Origin of the sequence: Pseudomonas sp. BF-R-30 (assembly GCF_019956175.1) — a bacterium.
Classification (GTDB): Bacteria; Pseudomonadota; Gammaproteobacteria; order Pseudomonadales; family Pseudomonadaceae; genus Aquipseudomonas; species Aquipseudomonas jessenii.
Genome location: NZ_JAHBDE010000036.1, coordinates 1 through 19386 on the forward strand (window position 1 = coordinate 1; position 19386 = coordinate 19386).

Genomic DNA, 19386 nt, shown 5'->3' on the forward strand with positions numbered 1-19386 from the left:
CCCTGGGGCTGGCGCAATTTGCCAACAGCACCAAGGGTGACCCGAACGCATTGCTGGTGGTCGGCGCGATCATGGTCGCGGGGATCGAACAGAACAAACCGCAGATCAGCCTTAAGGATGTGACGCCCATTGCCCGGCTGTTCACCGAGTACAACGTGATTGCCGTGCGCAAGGATTCGCCCTACAAGACCCTCGATGACCTGATCAAGGACTTCAAGGCAAAGCCCACCGACGTCACCTTTGGCGGTGGTTCCAAGGGGTCGATCGACCACATCGGCATCGCCGAGCTGGCTGGCAAACTGGATGTCCCGGTCAACAAGGTCAATTACATCGCCACCGGCGGCGGGGGTGAAATCGTGGCCCAGACCCTGGGCGGCCAGATCAAGGTGCTCACCGGGGGCTACGCCGAACTGGGTCAATACATCAAGAACGGCCAGATCCGGGTGCTGGCCATCGGTGCGCCCGAGCGTGTCCCGGGGATCGATGCGCCGACCCTCAAGGAAAGCGGCTACGACGTGATCATCGGCAATTGGCGCGGTGTCTACGGTGCTGCGAACCTCACAGCCGAGCAGCGTAAAGAAGTGACCGACGCGGTCGTGACCGCCAGCAAAAGCAAAGTCTGGCAAGACAACATTGAAACCAATGCCTGGACCGAGAGCGTGTTGACCGGTGATGACTTCGGCAAATTCGTCGACGAAGAGCACGTGCGTCTGCGGGCGATGCTGGTCAAGGTCGGGCTGCTTTGAGATGGCCGGGTCACGCGCAATCGTACCGACGCAATTGGCGATCGGCCTTGGACTGATCGCCCTTAGCGCCTTGCTGGCCGTAGGGGCCAACCGCTTTCCAGCCGAGATGGGCTTCGTGATTCTGCCGGCTTACGTCTATCCCTGGATCGTCGCCGGCTTTCTCGGCGTGGTGGGCCTGTTGCTGAGTTATCAGGCGCTCACCGGCGGCTTTCGCGAACTGGACAGCGGCAATGGTGCGATCCCTGGCGGTAAATCCGGAGCCGCCTGGGTTACTGGAGGGTTGGTGGGGGTGGCCCTGCTGATCAACCTGATCGGTTTCGTGCTGGCCGCCGGTTTGCTGTTCGCCTGTTCGGCGCGGGGGTTTGGCAGCCGTCATCCCGTGCGGGACCTGGCCATCGGCATTGCCTTGACCTTGCCGATCTATTGGCTGTTCAACGCCGGGCTGGGGGTTTCCCTGCCGTCGCTGATCAACATTTGGCTTTGAAAGGAGATCGACACCGTGGACATTCTTTCAAGCCTGGCGATGGGGTTTTCCTCGGCACTGACGCCGATCAATCTGATGTGGGGGTTCATCGGCTGCCTGCTCGGCACCGCCATCGGCGTATTGCCGGGGATCGGTCCGGCGCTGACGGTGGCCCTGCTGTTGCCGATCACCGCCAAGGTCGACCCCACCGGCGCCTTGATCATGTTCGCCGGTATCTATTACGGCGCACAGTTCGGTGGCTCGACCACCTCGATCCTGCTCAACACACCCGGTGAATCGTCCTCCATGGTCACGGCCCTGGAAGGCAACCTGATGGCGCGCAACGGCCGGGCGGGACCTGCGCTGGCAACGGCGGCGATAGGCTCGTTCGTCGCCGGCACCATCGCCACGATTTTGCTGACACTGTTTGCACCCGTCGTGGCCAGGCTGGCCCTGAATTTTGGGCCGACCGAATATTTCGCGATCCTGGTGCTGTCGTTCACCACCGTGTCGGCAGTGCTCGGCGCTTCGATGCTGCGCGGGTTCGCTTCGCTGGGCGTCGGGCTGACCATCGGTTTGATCGGCCTGGATTCCACCTCGGGCATTGCCCGCTACACCCTCGGCGTGCCCGAACTGGTGGACGGCATCGAAGTGGTGCTGGTGGCGGTCGGTTTGTTCGCGGTGGGCGAGGCCTTGTACAGCCTGCTCTATCAAGGGGAATCAAACGAAGGACGGCATCGCCTGACTTCGATGTGGATGACCCGCGCGGACTGGAAACGCTCGGTGCCCGCGTGGCTTCGGGGCACGCTGATCGGTTTCCCGTTTGGTTCGATTCCGGCCGGTGGCGCCGAGATTCCAACCTTTTTGTCCTATTCCGCCGAGCGCAAGCTCAGCAAGTACCCCAAGGAGTTTTCCGCCAACAAGGGCGAGGGCGCCATCGAAGGCGTCGCCGGCCCGGAAGCGGCCAACAACGCCAGCGCGACCGGGTCTTTGGTGCCGTTGCTGACCCTGGGCATCCCGACGTCCGCTACCGCAGCGATCCTGCTGGCCGCGTTCCAGAACTACAACCTGCAACCGGGGCCGATGCTGTTCGAAACCTCCGCCGACCTGGTCTGGACATTGGTGGCGTCGCTGTATATCGGCAACGTTATCCTGCTGGTGTTGAACCTGCCGCTGGTGGGGCTGTGGGTCAAACTGCTGCAAATCCCCCGGCCATACCTGAATGCCGGCATCCTGGTATTCGCCACCATCGGCGTGTATGGCATGCGCCACTCATCCTTCGACCTGATACTGATGTTGGCGATTGGCTGGGGCGGGGTGTTGATGCGGCGTTTCGACTTCCCCGTCGCCCCTGTGATCGTCGGCATGCTGCTGGGGCCGATGGCCGAGAAACAACTGCGTAACGCCTTGTCCATCAGCCAGGGCGACTGGACGGTGTTCGTCACGCAACCGATCTCGGCATTCTTCCTCGCCCTGACGCTGCTGGTGCTACTGGTGCCCTATGTGTTGCATAAACGCGGCATCAAGTTGCATGAGGATGATTGAGCAACCCCTGTGGGAGCGGGCTTGCTCGCGAAGGCGTCGGGTCAGTTGATATTTGCTTCGCTGACACACCGTCTTCGCGGGCAAGCCCGCTCCCACAGTTATTTCAGTAGCTCACGAATAGTGCGTACACCCACTCACCCTGTGGGAGCGGGCTTGCCCGCGAAGGCGGTGTGTCAGTTGACATTGATTTTGAATGTGAAGGCTTCTTCGCGAGCAGGCTCGCTCCTACAGGGTCATGCAGTGGCTTGCGCGGTGAACCACTGCATCACCGCCCCACAGGCGGGATGCGCGTTGGCCGAGGGTTGCAGGCACAGCGAGTAGATCCCCCGGGTCTTCAACGGCTCACCGAACGGAATCACCAGTTCGCCCCGTTGAATCGACTCACCCGCCAGGGTCATGTCGGTCATCGCCACACCCAGGCCCCGGGCGGCGGCATCGAGTGCCAGTTCGTCGAGGTTGAAAGGGATGTGCCGGTAGTCATGCAGCGACATGCCACCATGAGCTGACAGCCAGACCTTCCAGTCATGTTGATCGGAGGAGCGGTGCAGCAACGCGAAACCCGACAGATCTTCTTGCGAAGCCAACGGCCGGTCGTTGGTGCCGAGCCCTGGCGCGCACACGGGCACCAATGCCTCTTCGAACAGGGTCAGGCAATCGGGCGCTGTGGACGGCTCTGGCAGATAGAGAATGTAGGCGTCACTGTCGCTGGCCGGCTCGACCACTTCGGTGGCCACGGTTTCGATTGCCAGGGATACGTCCGGGTGATGCCGGTAGAAATCGCTCAGTTTGGGCAGCAGCCAGCGCACCGCCAGTGACACGTGCATGCGAATGCGGAACGGGCGTTTTTGCGGCGCGAGCCGGTCTTCGAGGGTGCGCAACTGTTCAAGGATGCTGCGGGCGCTGGCCAGTACCTGTTCGCCCTCGGCGGTCAGTTGAAGGCTGCGGCTGCTCCTGACAAACAGCGGCAGGCCAAAGTGGCTCTCCAGTTGCTGAATCTGTCGGCTCACCGCGCTCTGGGTCAGGCAGAGCTTTTGCGCCGCTTGGGTGAAGCTGCCTGACCCGGCAACCTCGACCAAAGCCTGCAAGCCCTGCAGCGAGGGCACGTGGCGAATCTTGTCCATGCGTTTTCAGAATGCCTCGATGATTTAATAACGTTGGTTACCCGCGTTTTGAGCCTTTAGATTCTAGTCATCGCCACCGTCCTCGAAAACAGCTTATGCAAATTCTGCATGCAGTGCTGTTTTGGATCGAGACGGTTCGCAGAACAAGAACCTGAGGTGACACATGGAAAATATCTGTGGCTGGATTGCGCAAGCGGGGAGTTCCCCCTTGCGCGAGCCGCTCAAAGGCGCGCAGCAAGCCGATTGGCTGGTGATCGGTGCTGGCATCACCGGCCTCAGTGCGGCGCACGCTCTGGCGCAAATGCACCCCCAGGCACGTATCGTGGTTGTTGACCGCCGGCGTGCCGCGCAAGGCGCTTCGGCTCGCAACTCCGGTTTTGTGGTGGCTCATGAGCATCCCGCTGCCGGGGAGCTACTGGGTAGCGACGGGTTCGCCGGGTATCAAGCGGATACGGCAATCGGCCGCGCAGCCGCCGACGAAGTCCGCAAGCAGATTAGCCGCCATGGCATCGAATGCGACTTCAGGGAGTCGGGCTATTTCTTCGCCGTCAGCGACCCACGCAAGCTGACTCACGTCGAAGCCAAGCTGCAGACCCTGCGTGCCGTTGGCGCCAGCGCGCAATTTCTGCAAGGCGAGTCATTGATCGAAAAACTCGGCAGCCGGCACTACCGCGCCGCGATCTGGTGCGGCAACGGCAATGCACTGCTGCAACCGGCGAAGTACGTTCGGGGCTTGCTCGATGCCTTGCCGCCGACAGTGACGGTCTACGAGAACACCGATATCGCAGGTCTTGAGCGCCTGGGCGACGGCCGGATTCGCGCCCGGGGCCAAAACGGCAGTGTCGAAGCCAGACAGGTTTTGGTCTGCCTGAACGCCTTTATCCCTCGCGCGGGCATCGATGACAGCGGCACTTTCGCAATGGAGCTCAGCGCCAGCCTTACGCGGCCGCTCAGCGATCAAGAGTTTCAAACCCTTGGTGCGCCAGCGTCCTGGGGCGTGCTGTCGACCCGCCCGTTGGGCGCCACGGTGCGCCTGACCCCGGATCGCCGGGTGATGATCCGCAACACCGCGGAATACCGCTCGCGGGATCTTTCATTGAGCGAATTGTCGATCCGCCGCCAGCACCATGTACTGGGGTTGCAACGACGTTTCCCGATGCTCGGCGAGCAGGACATCGAATACACCTGGACCGGTCATCTCAGCGCTTCGCGTTCCGGGCAGCCGTATTTCGGCAAAGTCGAGGAGGGCGTTTTCGCCGTGGCCGGGTGCAATGGTTCCGGCGTGGCACGGGGCACGCTGTGGGGCCGCTTGCTGGCGGAGCTGGCCTCGGGTCGTGATTCGCCGTTGCTGCACTCGGTCATTCAACGGGCGCAGCCAGGCTGGCTACCGCCCAAGCCGTTGCTCGACATCGGTGCCATGCTGCGTATGCGCGTGGAAGCGGTCCGGGCCAGAAGCGAAATCTGAAAACACCCGTTTCACAACAAGAACAAAAGCACTTCCCATCGAAGGTGATTCAACATGCGCTTCAATATGCTTTCCCTTGTGGCCCTGATCTCGACCTTTTCCGCCGTGACTCATGCCGACGAAACCGTCAATATTTCCAACTGGAACGGCTACATCGCCGACGACACCCTGGTCAACTTCAACAAGGAAACCGGGATCAAGGCGACCTACGACATCCACGACAGCAACGAAGTGCTGGAATCGAAGCTGATGACCGGCAACACCGGGTATGACGTGGTCAGCCCGTCGAACCACTTCCTGTCGCGCCTGATCAAGGCCGGCGCCATCCAGAAACTCGACCGGAGCCAGTTGCCCAACTGGAAAAACCTCGATCCGGCGTTGATGAAAAAACTTGAGGTCAACGATCCGGGCAACCAGTACGGCTACCCCTACATGTGGGGCACGGCGGGCATCGGTTACAACGTCGAGAAGATCAAGGCGATCTTCGGCAATACCGACGTCACCCGGTCCTGGAGCCTGTTTTTCGACGAGAACAACATCAAGAAACTCAGCGAATGTGGGGTGGCGATCATCGACAACCCGACGCAGATCCTGCCGATCACGCTTAACTATCTGGGCCTGCCGCCCCACAGCCATGAGCCTGCCGACTACAAGAAAGCCGAGCAGGCGCTGCTGAAGATCCGGCCTTACGTCCAGTATTTCCATGCGTCCAAGTACATCAGTGACCTGGCCAACGGTAACGTTTGCGCGGTGATCGGTTTCAACGGCGACATCGTGCAGGCCGCCGCCAGTGCCAGGGAGGCGAAAAACGGGATCGATATTGCCTACTCGATCCCGGAGGAGGGTTCCACCTTGTGGCTGGACATGGTCGTCATGCCCAAGAACGCGCCCCATGAGCGCAACGGCTACGCCTACATGAACTACCTGCTGGAGCCGAAGGTGATTGCCAACATCAGCAACAGCATCCATTACGCCAACCCCAACAGTGCGGCGGATGCCTTCGTTGACCCGGCGGTGAAGCAGGACCTGGCGATCTACCCGCCGAAAAACGTGATGGACAAGCTGTTCACCGTCGAGGATTTGCCCGCGGCCATCGCACGGTTGAGCACGAGGCTGTGGACCAAGCTGAAAACCAATACCTGATCGTGACGTCATGCGCATATCTGTCGCTTGAATAAAGTCAGTGTGGGAGCGGGCTTGCTCGCGAAAGCGGCGTATCAGACACCAATGCTGTCGACTGACACACCGCCTTCGCGAGCAAGCCCGCTCCCACAGGTTTTTTCAGACTGGATTTACGCTAGATGGGCTCAGGCATCGATGGCCGGGAAGTCGATGTCGGTCAGCACGGCGTTGTTCAGGTAGTTGGTCAATGTCTGCGAAGCTACATGGGCGATCACTTCGATGATCTTGCCGTCGTCGATACCGGCGGCACGCGCAGCGGCGATCTGTTCGACGGTCAGGTGGCCACGGCTTTCGGTGATCTGGCGGGCGAGGGTGGCTATGGCGTTTAGTTCACCGTGTCGTGCGCTGAGGATGTCCTGCTTCGACAGCCCGGCCTTGCCGGCGAACAGCGTGTGAGCGGCCAGGCAGTAGTCGCAGCCGTTGACCTGCGAAGTAGCCAGGGACACCGCTTCTTTTTCCGTGGCGCTCAGGGACGTCTTGCCCAGTGCGGCCGAGTTTTGCAGGTACGAGGCCAACACCGCCGGGGCGTGGGCCAATACTTTGAAGACGTTGGGCAAAAAGCCGATTTTCTTCTGCACGCCTTCCAGCAGCGGGCGGGTGGCGTCGGTGGCGTGTTCCAGGCTGATCGGGGCAATGCGAGTCATGGTGATACTCCGTGGTGTGAAGCGCGGAATGCGCTGGGTACGGAGCTGATGTTAGGGAGAACGCCTGGCTTGTTGGGTGCAAATAGTCGAGGATATGCGACAGATCGTCCAGAACTGCCTTCGGGAGCCTTGTCATGGATCGCTTGTCCACGTTGCTCACACACTTTGGCGTCAATGCCGGCACGTTCCATAGCGGCACGTTTTGCGGTACCACCGCCTTCGACGGCCAACAGGTCAGCGGTCATTTGCACCTGCTTCAGGCGGGTGAGTTGCTGCTCAGGTTGGGGGATCAGCCGGATCTGCAACTGACCGAACCGACCCTGATCTTTTTCCCCCGGCCCTATCGGCATCGCCTGTTCGCTTCAGAAGCGTCTGGCACGCAACTGGTCTGCGCGACCCTGGATTTCGACGGCGGCGCGGGCAATGCCCTGGCGGCGGCACTGCCTGATTACCTGGTGCTTAAGCTCGATGAAATCCCGGCACTGGCCGGGACTCTGGAATGGCTGTTCAACGAGGCGTTTGACGGCACATGCGGGCGTGAAGCCGTAATGGACCGGTTGTTTGAATTGCTGGTGATTCTGTTGCTGCGGCACATTCTGAGTACGGGTGGCCAGCAACCGGGCATGATGGCCGGCCTCGCCGATGCGCGCCTGGCGCGGCCCCTGAGCCTGATGCATGAAACCCCGGCCAAGGCCTGGAGCGTGGCCGAACTCTCGGTCGCCGCCAACATGTCGCGGGCCAGTTTCGCCGAACATTTTCGTCGGGTGGTCGGGCAAACGCCGGTGGATTACCTGGTGAGCTGGCGCATCAGCCTGGCGCAGAAACGCTTGCGCGAGGGCCGGCCGATTGCGCTGATTGCCGAGGAAGTCGGTTACGAAAGCCCCTCGGCGCTGGCCCGGGCGTTTCGTCGCAAGACCGGGCTCAGCCCGCGGGAATGGAGGGGCAACTGACCACCGTCTATCCCCTTTGTGGGAGCGGGCTTGCCCGCGAAGAGGCCGGCACATCCAACAGGGAGGTTGACTGACATTGCGCCTTCGCGAGCAAGCCCGCTCCCACAGTTCTGATCTTCAGTGAATGCCAATTCTGTGGCCGGCCAACATTCCTGTGGGAGCGGGCTTGCCCGCGAAGAGGTTGGCACATCCAACAGGGAGGTTGACTGACATTGCGCCTTCGCGAGCAAGCCCGCTCCCACAGTTCTGATCTTCAGTGAATGCCAATTCTGTGGCCGGCCAACATTCCTGTGGGAGCGGGCTTGCCCGCGAAGAGGTCGGCACATCCAACAGGGAGGTTGACTGACACTGCGCCTTCGCGAGCAAGCCCGCTCCCACAGTTCTGATCTTCAGTGAATGCCAATTCTGTGGCCGGCCAACATTCCTGTGGGAGCGGGCTTGCCCGCGAAGCGGCCGGCACATCCAAGAGGGAGATTGACTGACACTGCGCCTTCGCGAGCAAGCCCGCTCCCACAGGTTATGAGGTGGTTTTAGCAATGCATCAGAACTTGAACGCCTGCCGTCCTACCAGCAGCCATTTGCCGTTCTGCTTTTGCCAGATCTGGAAGTTTTCGATTTCCGTCGGCACCACCTCAGTGCCTTTGAGCGCTTGGGCCGAGAAGTGGTGGCGGACCAGCGCGACATCGCCCGAGACGGTAATGGTCTGGTTTTGCATCTCAAGGGTCTTGAAGGCGCTTTTGCCGGTTTCGATGTCGGCGATGAAGGCCTGCTTGTCCTGGATCTTGCCGCTGGAATGCCCGTAGGTCAGGTTCTCGGCGGTCAAGGCGTTCAGCTCAGGGATGTCTTTGTGCAGCATGGCCTGGGTCAGGTGGTCGACAGCCTGGGCCACGTCCTTGTCCGCGGCGGCCGGGGTGGCGGCGACGTAACCGCTGAACAGGCACAGAAAACCAATCAGCACTGTTGCTTTTTTCATGGGTGTTTCCTTGTTGTTGTAGGGATAGCGCGATGACTGCTCGAGTATTCGTCAGTCATCGTACAACGTAGCATGCGATGGAGGAAAAAAGCGAACTTGCCCGGTGACCGTACCTCGAAGTTAAAAGGGGGATGTCCTGACTTCGAGGTATTGCGCCATGCAGCCTGACCCGCGTTTACGGCACGACCTGACGTTGCTCATGGTGTTTCTGGTGATTGTCGTGGTGTCGGGTTTTGCTCCCCGCAGCCGGGTGGACTGGGCGCTGGAGAACCTGCTGGTGCTGTTGCTGGTGGGGACGCTGGTGGCGGTTTCACGGCGGTTCCGCTTGTCGGCGACGTCTATCACGCTGGTGTTTGCGTTTCTGTGCGTACATGAACTGGGCGCCCACTACACCTATTCCCTGGTGCCTTACGAACAATGGTCTTCGGCGTGGTTGGGCTTCAGTTTCGACCAGGCGACAGGTGCTCATCGCAATCACTACGACCGCCTGGTACATCTGAGCTATGGGCTGCTGCTGGTTTATCCGGTGCGCGAAGTGCTGTGGCGCCTGACGCCGCTGCGCGGGTTCTGGCTGTTTTTCGTGACCCTGAACATCATGCTGTCGACATCCGCCTTGTACGAACTGGTGGAATGGATCGGCGGGGCTTTCCTGGGCAAAGACACGGCGAAGGCCTTCGTCGGTGCGCAAAACGATCCCTGGGATTCGCAAAAGGACATGGCCATCGCGGTTGCCGGTGCGTTTGTCAGCCTGTTGCTGGTGTCTTTGCGGGGCATGGCGCAAAAGCAACCGGTGACGACTGCAAGGTGATCGGGTGGACGGCTTCGGCGGGGCAGTTGTCGCGGTCGGTTGATCGGTTCAGGTTTTGAGGTGGAGGTTGCCTGACAGGACGCCTTCGCGAGCAAGCCCGCTCCCACAAGGGATCTTCGGCATAGGGAGATCCTCTGTGGGAGCGGGCTTGCTCGCGAAGGCGGCAGACCATACAACGCAAAACTACGGGCTACAGGTATTTGTCCGTCACAGCCCCCTCCGAAGCACTGGAAACCGTCTTCGCATACTTGGCCAGCACCCCGCGCTTGTATTTTGATTCCGGCCGCACCCAGCGCGACTTGCGCTCGGCCAGCACGGCATCGGAGACATCCACCGTGATCAGCCGGGTTTCAGCATCGATGATGATCCTGTCGCCATTCTCGACCAGCGCAATCGGCCCGCCCTCAAAGGCCTCCGGCGTGATATGCCCGACCACAAACCCGTGGGAACCACCGGAAAAACGCCCGTCGGTGATCAGCGCCACCTCCTTGCCCAGGCCCTTGCCCATGACCGCCGACGTCGGCGAGAGCATTTCGCGCATACCCGGACCGCCCTTTGGCCCTTCGTAACGGATCACGATCACTTCGCCGGGCTGGACTTCGCCATTGAGAATGCCGGCCAGCGCACCTTCTTCACCGTGATAGACCCGGGCCGTGCCTTCGAAGCGCAGGCCTTCCTTGCCGGTGATCTTGGCCACGGCGCCAGTGGGCGAGAGGTTGCCGCGCAGAATGACCAGGTGGGAGTCCTTTTTGATCGGCTGGTCGAAAGGCCGGATCACGTCCTGGCCGGCCGGGTAGTCGGGCACGCTGGCCAGGTTTTCCGCCAGGGTCTGGCCGGTGACGGTCAGCACATCGCCGTGCAGCATGCCGGCATCGAGCATGCGCTTCATCAGCGGTTGAATGCCGCCGATGGCCACCAGCTCGCTCATCATGTATTTACCGCTGGGGCGCAGGTCGGCGACCACCGGGGAAACCTTGCCCAGCTCGACGAAGTCATCCAGGGTCAGTTCGACATCCACCGCATTGGCCATGGCCAGCAGATGCAGCACGGCATTGGTCGAGCCGGCGAGGGCGATCACCACGCGGATGGCGTTCTCGAAGGCTTTGCGGGTCATGATGTCGCGAGGTTTGAGGTCGAGTTTGAGCAACTCCATGACCTGCTGGCCGGCGCGGAAACTGTCCGACGCCTTGTCGGCGCCGATGGCGTCCTGGGAGCTGGAACCAGGCAGGCTCATGCCCAATGCCTCAATGGCCGAGGCCATGGTGTTGGCGGTGTACATCCCGCCACAGGAACCGGGGCCGGGAATCGCCACTTCCTCGATCTGCTTGACCTGAATCTCGCTGATGTCGCCCCGAGCGTGTTGGCCCACGGCCTCGAACACGGAAATGATGTCGGTGTGGCCAGCCCCCGGCTGGATGGTGCCGCCATAGACAAAGATCGACGGTCGGTTCAGCCGCGCCATGCCGATCAGGCATCCCGGCATGTTCTTGTCGCAGCCGCCGATGGTCACCAGGCCGTCGAAGCCTTCGCAACCGGTGACCACTTCAATGGAGTCGGCGATCACCTCGCGGGACACCAGCGAATACTTCATGCCTTCGGTGCCGTTGGCGATGCCGTCGGAAATGGTGATGGTGTTGAAGATCACGCCCTTGGCACCGGCGGCATTCGCGCCTTTTTCGGCTTCGAGCGCCAGCTTGTCGATGTGCATGTTGCAGGGCGTGACCATGGCCCAGGTCGAGGCGATGCCTACCTGCGGCTTGGTGAAGTCTGCATCGGTAAAGCCCACGGCCCGCAGCATGGCGCGTGCCGGTGCGGCCTCTACGCCGTCGATTACCTGAGAGGAGTACTTGCGCAGATCGTCTTTGTCGCTCATGACTGCTCCTATCGCTGATGGCTGTTGCTCACACACTCGTTGAGAAAAACAGGAAGAGTATAGAAGGCCGGGCGCCCGGGCCCGGGCTAACCGGTCGGGAACAGACGCGCGGGTAAGCCTTGTCGTGATATTCTTCGCGACAACTTGGTTTGATCTATTCAGTTTTCCTGTCCTTGAGACGGGCGAGCAGAATCACTGTCGCTCAAGTAGCTGAAGCCAATAAAGATAAAAAGTCAGTTCAGAAGGGACATTAAAGTGGGGTCGATGCGGTTCGTCGGCCTTGTGTGCCCACCCTGCAATCCTTGAGTGCCGCACCCGTGACTGCCGTGAAACACGGGGTTGTGCGCATGAGGACGGAAGGGCGGATGGCGTTTTATCATAGGTGCTACAGATGTTTAAGAAAGTGAACACAGCCCTGCTGGGGCTGGCCTTGTCGTTGGGGATGACGACAGCCCAGGCCGAAGAAGCCAAGAAAGTCGACGTACTGCTGATCGGCGGCGGCATCATGAGCGCGACCCTGGGTGTGTGGCTCAATGAGCTGGAACCCGGCACTTCGATGGAAATGATCGAGCGCCTCGACGGCGTCGCCCAGGAAAGCTCCAACGGCTGGAACAACGCCGGTACCGGTCACTCCGCCCTGGCCGAGCTGAACTACACCCCTGAAGACGAGAACGGCAAGGTTTCGATCCCGAAGGCCGTTGAAATCAACGAAGCGTTCCAGATCTCCCGTCAGTTCTGGGCCTGGCAGGTTCAGCAAGGCGTGCTGAAGAACCCGCGTTCGTTCATCAACTCCACACCGCACATGAGCTTCGTGTGGGGCGATGACAACATCAAGTTCCTGAAAAAACGCTACGAAGCCCTGCAAGCGAGCCCGCTGTTCGCTGGCATGCAGTACTCCGAAGACCCGGCTGTGATCAAAAAGTGGGTGCCGCTGATGATGGAAGGGCGTGACCCGAGCCAGAAGATCGCGGCCACCTGGAGCCCGCTGGGTACCGACGTGAACTTCGGCGAAATCACCCGCCAGTTCGTTGCGCACCTGCAAACCACGCCGAAGTTCGACTTGAAGCTGTCCAGCGAAGTACAGGACATCACCCGGAACGAAGACGGCAGCTGGCGTGTCAGCTACAAAAACCTGAAAGACGGCAGCAAGACCGAAACCGACGCCAAGTTCGTGTTCATCGGCGCCGGCGGCGGTGCCCTGCACCTGCTGCAGAAGTCCGGCATTCCTGAAGCCAAGGAATACGCAGGCTTCCCGGTAGGTGGCTCGTTCCTGGTGACCGAGAACCCGACCATCGCCGAGCAACACCTGGCCAAGGCCTACGGTAAAGCCTCCGTTGGTGCACCGCCGATGTCGGTTCCGCACCTGGACACCCGCGTGCTGGACGGCAAGCGCGTGATCCTGTTTGGCCCGTTCGCGACCTTCAGCACCAAGTTCCTGAAAGAAGGTTCGTACCTGGACCTGCTGACCACCACGACCACCCACAACGTGTGGCCAATGACCAAGGTCGGCATCAAGGAATACCCGCTGGTCGAGTACCTGGCAGGCCAGTTGATGCTGTCTGACGAAGACCGCCTCAACGCCCTGAAGGAATACTTCCCGAACGCCAAGGCTGAAGACTGGCGCCTGTGGCAGGCCGGCCAGCGCGTGCAGATCATCAAGCGTGACGAAGCCGCCGGTGGCGTGCTGAAACTGGGCACCGAAATCGTCGCTTCGCAAGACGGCAGCATCGCCGGCCTGCTGGGCGCCTCCCCAGGCGCTTCGACCGCCGCACCGATCATGCTGACCGTGCTGCAGAAAGTGTTCAAGGACAAGGTCGCGACCCCTGAGTGGCAGGCAAAACTGCACCAGATCGTACCGAGCTACGGCACCCAGCTGAACGCCAGCCCCGAGAAGGTTGCTGAAGAATGGGCCTACACCGCCAAGGTGCTGGAACTGACTCCGCCACCAGCGGTGATTGCGCCGGCTGTGAAGCCAGTGACTGTCGATACGGATGCGAAAGCGCCGAAGGCTAATGCTGCGAGTGATATGGCTCTGTAACTAGAAGCTAAATCAAAAAAAGCCCACTGAACCGGCGACGGTCAGTGGGCTTTTTTGCTCTCGGATCCCTCGAAATACCCCTGATTCCCTGTAGGAGCGAGCCTGCTCGCGAAAAACGCCAGGACAACGCGGGCACTCAGGCAGCGCGCGTTATCGTTGACGTCCATCGCGAGCAAGCTCGCTCCTACAAGCAGGCGTTTATGCAATTTGGACAGACCATTGCCTTGGCGGCAGCAGGCGAGGGCAGTTTTTAGACTGATGTGAAAAAGCCCACTGAACCGGCGACGGTCAGTGGGCTTTTTTGCTCTCGGATCCCTCGAAATACCCCTGATTCCCTGTAGGAGCGAGCCTGCTCGCGAAAAACGCCAGGACAACGCGGGCACTCAGGCAGCGCGCGTTATCGTTGACGTCCATCGCGAGCAAGCTCGCTCCTACAAGCAGGCGTTTATGCAATTTGGACAGACCATTGCCTTGGCGGCAGCAGGCGAGGGCAGTTTTTAGACTGATGTGAAAAAGCCCACTGAACCGGAGACGGTCAGTGGGCTTTTTTGCTCTCGGATCCCTCGAAATACCCCTGATTCCCTGTAGGAGCGAGCCTGCTCGCGAAAAACGCCAGGACAACGCGGGCACTCAGGCAGCACGCGTTATCGTTGACGTCCATCGCGAGCAAGCTCGCTCCTACAAGCTGGCGTTTATGCAATTTGGACAGACCATTGCCTTGGCGGCAGCAGGCGAGTGCAGTTTTTAGACTGATGTGAAAAAGCCCACTGAACCGGCGACGGTCAGTGGGTTTTTTTGTGGGCGATGGCACAGGCAACGCTTTGAGCTCGGAGCGTCTACGCCGGCCGTAACGGGGGTTCCTGTCATCAATTGTCAAGTCACTGACGCTCAATGAGAAGCAGGCACTTTGGCCCTGACGATACTGGTTTGTTTTCCGACCTCGGTAAGGCGAAACCGTAAGCCTGATACCTCTCCGCCCTGGCGGGAATTTGTAGGAGCGAGCTGGCTCGCGATGGACTCAAGTGCGCTGCGTTTAGTCAGTAAGCACGCGTTTTCGTTAACGACCATCGCGAGCAAGCTCGCTCCCACAGTCAGTTGCATCTCAATAAAACAATCATAGAGAGCGCAGAATGAAGTTCAGTTTTGTAGACAGCAGCCAGCCGAGCCGCCGGCGGGTTTTACGCGATGCTTTCACTTTGGCTTTGGCGGCCTCGCCGTTGGCAAGCCTGGCCAGGGCAGCCGACGAATCCGCAGCGGCCAGCGAATCCGTCGAAGACGTGACCTTTGCCGCAGGCCCACGACCGCTGGTGCAATACCCGCAAAAACGCCCGTTGACCCTGGTGACCACTCGGCCGCCGCATCTGGAGACGCCGTTCCCGGTCTTCAACGAAGGACCGATCACGCCCAATGACGCCTTTTTCGTGCGTTACCACCTGGCCAATTTCCCGACCAGCATCGATCCGGACAGCTACAGCCTGACGATCAAGGGCTCGGTCGACACACCGCTGTCACTCTCCCTTGCCGAGCTCAAGGCCCTTGCCGCACCGGTAGAAGTGGTGGCCGTCAATCAGTGTTCGGGTAACAGCCGTGGCTTCTCGATGCCTCGAGTGTTCGGCGCGCAGTTGGGCAATGGCTCCATGGGCAATGCGCGCTGGGTGGGCGTGCCGCTCAAGGCTGTGCTGGAAAAGGCCGGTGTGAAAGCCGAGGCCCGGCAAGTGACCTTCCGTGGGCACGATAAACCGGTGTTGCCAAGCACGCCGGAGTTCATCAAGGCGCTGGACATCAGCCATGCCATGGACGGCGAGCCCATGATCGCGTGGTCGATGAATGGCACCGACCTGCCATTTCTCAACGGATACCCGATTCGTCTGGTGGTGCCAGGCTACTTCGGCACGTACTGGGTCAAGCACCTGAGTGAGATCGAAGTCGTCGACCACACCTACGACGGTTTCTTCATGGCCAAGGGTTATCGGGTTCCGGATAACGATTGCTTCTGTATTGCCCCGGGCACCACGGCGGCGAAAACCCAGCCGATTTCCAGATTGCCGGTCCGCAGCTTCATCACCAGCGTTAAACACGGCGATGTATTGCCGCTGAACAAAAGCGTGGTGCTCAAGGGCATCGCGTTCGACGGTGGCGTTGGGGTCAACAAGGTGGAGGTGTCGATCGACGGCGGAAAAACCTGGCGTGAATCCACGCTCGGGCAGGACCTTGGCCGTTACTCCTTCCGTGAGTGGACACTGCCGATCACCTTTACCGGCAAGGGCGCCACACCGTTGATGGTGCGGGCCAGCAACAGTGCTGGCGAGACGCAACCGCTGCAGGCTGACTGGAACCCAGCGGGCTACCGCCGCCACGTCGTCGAAACCACCCACGTGACCGTCGCCTGAGGAGGGCCGCATGAAACTTGTGAAATGCATGACCGCCTTGCTCTGCGCGGCTCAGGTTTGTCTGGCGACCCTGGCTGGCGCCGCACCGCTGACCATCACGCTGCCGCCTGAAACGGCTGCGTTCAAGCCCAGCACGATGCCTGGCTACGCTTTGGCGCAGCAGAAGTGTTCCGTCTGCCATTCGGCCGACTACATCAACTTCCAGCCGCCAGGCCTGAGCCTGGCGCAGTGGACCGCCGAAGCGGGCAAGATGCAGCACGTGTACGGAGCCCCGATCAGCGACCGGGATGTGAGTGTTATCGGCGCTTACCTGGCGGTGACCTACGGCAGTGCGAAGGCCAATGATGCCGATGTTCTGGCGGCCTCGAACGCCCCGGTGGTGGCTGGGGCTGGGGCAAATGTCGACGCCAAGGCTTTGCTGCAGAACAACGCCTGTCTGTCCTGCCACGCGATCGATCACAAAGTGGTAGGCCCGGCCTACCGCGACGTGGCGGCCAAATATGCCAAGGACCCGCAGGCAATGGACAGGCTTATGTCCAGCATCCAGCACGGTGGCAGCGGGAAGTGGGGGGATGTGCCCATGCCGCCTTTCGCGCAGTTGAGCCCGGACGACCTGAAAAGCCTGGCGACTTTTATCCTGCAGCAGTAGGTCAGTCTCAGCCTGATGCGAAAAGCCCACTGAACCGGCGACGGTCAGTGGGCTTTTTTTGCGAGCGCGGGTTTGTTCAAGACATCGAGGAGTGGGTTGCACTGAAGCGCTTGAGAATATCCTGGTACATTTTCGTCCGTCGATGACCTTGGCCATAACCGCCCGCAGCAGCGACGGTGCCAGACTGGACGTGGTCCAGGTACTTGAAGATTTTGCCGGGCGAAAGGAACACGACTTTGTAGCCAAGCCTGATCACGCGGTCTTGCAGCTCATAACCGGGCACACGGTCATCGATCTGAAAATGCAAACCCTGCTGCTTCATCAGCCTGGCATTCCATAGCGTGCAAAAGCTTTTCAAGTGGGTTTCCCGGTAGGGTTTCGGCTCCTTCGAGCGCAGGCCGAGCGATTGCTTCAGGCGTCGGTAGTGGTGCTTGATCAGGCGTGAAGTGAAGCGCCAAACGGTCCTTGGCAGTCCGCGGTTGAGTTGCTCCGTGCAACCGACCGCGATGACGTTTTGATCCTTGGTGCAGTGGTCCATCATCATCGCAAAGACGTTTGCATCGAAGACGAACGTGTCGGTGTGCATCAGGAACAGGTAGTCGGTATTGACCCTGGCCAGCGCCATGTCCAGCGCTTTGCCATGGGCGATGTGCCCCGGTTCTTTGGTGGGGGCATCGCGTTCGATCAGGTTGATCCAGTCGAGCGAGCGCAAATACTCGACGCTGGCGTCCGCCGAACCGTTATCGACCACCCAGACCGCAATGCCTGATTTTTGGACATGCTCCTGCAACAGTTCCAGGCAGATCCTGGTGAGCTCCGGGGTTTTGTAATTAACCAGAACGATGCTGAATGGTGGCTTGGCGTTTGTATCGACACTACCCATCTTCGAAATGCTCGACGACTCAAAAGAGTCGAAGACTAAAGGGGCAACCTTAGTTCAAGCTTAATTTCACCTGGGCGACACGACGCTGGCTATCGCTGCCTGACGCCTTCGAATGAACCTGTACGCACTTCGCCACTGCGGATGTAGCGGGCGATCAGCACACCCCCGGGTGAGCTGATCAAATTCACCAGGGTGAAGGCAGACGCTTGTGCGTTGTCGTCGAACAGGCGCTTGCCGCGCCCCAGCAGGATGGGATGAATCATCAGCCGCAGCTCGTCCACCAGGCCGGCGGCAAGCAGTTGGCGCACCAGATCGCCGCTGCCTTGGGTCAGTAGCTGAGGACCGTCCTGGCGTTTAAGCGCGTTGATCGCGTCGACCAGGTTGCCCTTCAGCGCATGACTGTTGTGCCAGGCCAGCGAGTCGGCGTGATGAGTGGCCACATGCTTGGGAACGGCGTTGAACAGGTCAGCGATGGTGTGATGGGTTGAATCGGCCTGAATGTTCGGCCAATAGGCGGCGAAGATGTCGTAGGTGCGACGCCCCAGCAGCAACTCGAATGGCTGTGAAAACAGGTCCATTACGGCCTGGCCGGTGGTTTTGTCGGCGTAGGGCACGATCCAGCCACCGAAGCGGAATCCGCTACTGCAATCCTCCTCAGGCCCGCCGGGCGCTTGCATGACGCCGTCCAGACTCACGAACGCGGCAACGGTCAGTGTGCGCATGCTCTTCTCCTGATTCATTCCGGTTTAAGCGTTTAGACAGGGAAGTCTGCAATTCCTTGAGACCGTTCCCTGAAAGGTAGTCGAACCAGACGCTGTGAAATCGACAACAAAGTGCGCGGCCCATATACGACGAAAGTCTTATGGTGGTCTGTGTAGGTGCGTGTTAGCGAGGATTTGTCTTGAAGATGCAATTGCAAATTTGTATCATTCGGTTTCAATTCAGCGAAGCAGGGAACGCAGCGCCAAAACAATAATAAGGTCAAGGCAATGCTCAAAATGCTTCTCGTGTACGGTCATCTGCTCGCTACGTGTATTGCCCTGGGGAGGGTGTTGCAGGCGGATCACAAGCTTTGGAGTTGGCGCAAGGAAATACTGGACCAGGCGAGGCTTGAATACCTCGATGAAACTCAGAAGATCGTCAGCCTTGCACTGCTGGCCCTTTGGGCAAGTGGACTGTTGCTGGTGCTTCAGGGTTACCTCAATGAAGGCGACGCGTATCTGCTCAATCAGAAACTATGGGCCAAGGTGACGGTCGTCGCGCTGCTGAGCCTCAACGGTGCACTCTTGCATCGAGTCGGCTTCCCGCTGCTGCAGAAGGCTCCATTCGTCGCGCTGCGCAGTGCAGGCCGCACGCGGCTCGCCTTGTTGGGTGCGCTTTCCATGAGCGGTTGGCTATTCGCCGCTTTCCTGGGCGTGGCTCGAGCCTGGAATCACGTGTTGCCTTACCTGCATGTGATGGGCGCATTCGTCGCATTCTCGTTTCTGGCCTGTTGCGTGGCACTGGCAGTTGCCGGCAGGGCGGGCAGTGTCGGTGCGCAAAAAAACTCGGTACCGGGGTAGCGATCCATTCCTGTAAATTCGCGCCAGCTTCATTGCGCGGGAAAAGTTCCCGCGCATGAAATTCAGGCGAAGCTGTAAGTCTGACGAATTGCTC

17 protein-coding genes are annotated in these 19386 nt (G+C 60.1%); 11 read left to right on the forward strand and 6 right to left on the reverse strand.

The window, feature by feature from the left end; translation table 11 throughout:
• From KGB20_RS18980 to KGB20_RS18990, 3 genes are all read left to right on the forward strand, one after another.
• On the forward strand, positions 1-746 hold a 746-nt coding region (locus KGB20_RS18980), incomplete at its 5' end, for a tripartite tricarboxylate transporter substrate binding protein (RefSeq protein ID WP_223532858.1).
• 1 nt (position 747) lies between these two features.
• On the forward strand, positions 748-1230 hold the full coding sequence (locus tag KGB20_RS18985; RefSeq protein ID WP_154910566.1) for a tripartite tricarboxylate transporter TctB family protein: 483 nt from the start codon (positions 748-750) through the stop codon (positions 1228-1230).
• A gap of 15 nt (positions 1231-1245) precedes the next feature.
• Positions 1246-2754, forward strand: coding sequence for a tripartite tricarboxylate transporter permease (locus tag KGB20_RS18990; protein WP_154862373.1), 1509 nt, complete (start codon positions 1246-1248; stop codon positions 2752-2754).
• Positions 2755-2987: 233 nt separating this feature from the next.
• Here the strand turns inward: KGB20_RS18990 and KGB20_RS18995 are convergent, their stop codons facing one another.
• A complete protein-coding gene (locus KGB20_RS18995; protein WP_154910565.1) occupies positions 2988-3875 on the reverse strand; it encodes a LysR substrate-binding domain-containing protein in 888 nt (295 codons plus the stop codon).
• 163 nt (positions 3876-4038) lie between these two features.
• Between KGB20_RS18995 and KGB20_RS19000 the strand changes: the two genes are divergently transcribed.
• Positions 4039-5340 (forward strand): NAD(P)/FAD-dependent oxidoreductase, encoded by a 1302-nt coding sequence (locus KGB20_RS19000; RefSeq protein WP_154910564.1) that lies wholly within the window; start codon positions 4039-4041, stop codon positions 5338-5340.
• 54 nt (positions 5341-5394) lie between these two features.
• Entirely contained in the window at positions 5395-6483 is a 1089-nt protein-coding gene (locus tag KGB20_RS19005) for a polyamine ABC transporter substrate-binding protein (protein ID WP_154910563.1), read from the forward strand.
• A gap of 164 nt (positions 6484-6647) precedes the next feature.
• On the opposite strand, the gene KGB20_RS19010 is transcribed toward KGB20_RS19005, so the two are convergent.
• Entirely contained in the window at positions 6648-7166 is a 519-nt protein-coding gene (locus KGB20_RS19010) for a carboxymuconolactone decarboxylase family protein (RefSeq protein ID WP_102672513.1), read from the reverse strand.
• 134 nt (positions 7167-7300) lie between these two features.
• On the opposite strand from KGB20_RS19010, the gene KGB20_RS19015 reads away from it, so the two are divergent.
• A complete protein-coding gene (locus tag KGB20_RS19015) occupies positions 7301-8116 on the forward strand; it encodes an AraC family transcriptional regulator (protein ID WP_090454826.1) in 816 nt (271 codons plus the stop codon).
• A 541-nt stretch (positions 8117-8657) separates the two neighbouring features.
• Here the strand turns inward: KGB20_RS19015 and KGB20_RS19020 are convergent.
• Entirely contained in the window at positions 8658-9089 is a 432-nt protein-coding gene (locus tag KGB20_RS19020) for a nuclear transport factor 2 family protein (protein ID WP_102672517.1), read from the reverse strand.
• A gap of 157 nt (positions 9090-9246) precedes the next feature.
• Here KGB20_RS19020 and KGB20_RS19025 point away from each other — a divergent pair, with 157 nt between their 5' ends.
• A complete protein-coding gene (locus KGB20_RS19025) occupies positions 9247-9897 on the forward strand; it encodes a DUF2238 domain-containing protein (protein ID WP_154910562.1) in 651 nt (216 codons plus the stop codon).
• 190 nt (positions 9898-10087) lie between these two features.
• Here the strand turns inward: KGB20_RS19025 and ilvD are convergent, their stop codons facing one another.
• Positions 10088-11770 carry a dihydroxy-acid dehydratase gene (ilvD, locus tag KGB20_RS19030; protein ID WP_090454829.1) on the reverse strand — a complete coding sequence of 561 codons (1683 nt, stop codon included), beginning with the start codon at positions 11768-11770 and terminating at the stop codon, positions 10088-10090.
• A 391-nt stretch (positions 11771-12161) separates the two neighbouring features.
• On the opposite strand from ilvD, the gene mqo reads away from it, so the two are divergent.
• The 3 genes from mqo (at position 12162) to KGB20_RS19045 (ending at position 16847) form a co-directional block, all read left to right on the forward strand.
• Complete coding sequence (gene mqo / locus KGB20_RS19035; protein ID WP_150815240.1) at positions 12162-13808, forward strand: malate dehydrogenase (quinone); 1647 nt, start codon at positions 12162-12164, stop codon at positions 13806-13808.
• A 1130-nt stretch (positions 13809-14938) separates the two neighbouring features.
• Positions 14939-16198 carry a molybdopterin-dependent oxidoreductase gene (locus KGB20_RS19040; protein ID WP_154910561.1) on the forward strand — a complete coding sequence of 420 codons (1260 nt, stop codon included), beginning with the start codon at positions 14939-14941 and terminating at the stop codon, positions 16196-16198.
• A gap of 10 nt (positions 16199-16208) precedes the next feature.
• Positions 16209-16847, forward strand: a complete 639-nt coding sequence (locus tag KGB20_RS19045) for a c-type cytochrome (protein WP_154910560.1) — start codon at positions 16209-16211, stop codon at positions 16845-16847.
• Positions 16848-16923: 76 nt separating this feature from the next.
• Here the strand turns inward: KGB20_RS19045 and KGB20_RS19050 are convergent, their stop codons facing one another.
• Both KGB20_RS19050 and KGB20_RS19055 read right to left on the reverse strand, forming a co-directional pair.
• Positions 16924-17730, reverse strand: a complete 807-nt coding sequence (locus tag KGB20_RS19050) for a glycosyltransferase family 2 protein (RefSeq protein WP_154862201.1) — start codon at positions 17728-17730, stop codon at positions 16924-16926.
• A gap of 89 nt (positions 17731-17819) precedes the next feature.
• Positions 17820-18452: a dihydrofolate reductase family protein gene (locus KGB20_RS19055; RefSeq protein ID WP_154910559.1), complete on the reverse strand. Its 633-nt coding sequence runs from the start codon at positions 18450-18452 to the stop codon at positions 17820-17822.
• A 267-nt stretch (positions 18453-18719) separates the two neighbouring features.
• Between KGB20_RS19055 and KGB20_RS19060 the strand changes: the two genes are divergently transcribed.
• On the forward strand, positions 18720-19292 hold the full coding sequence (locus tag KGB20_RS19060; RefSeq protein ID WP_150815231.1) for a DUF2214 family protein: 573 nt from the start codon (positions 18720-18722) through the stop codon (positions 19290-19292).
• Positions 19293-19386: the final 94 nt, after the last annotated feature.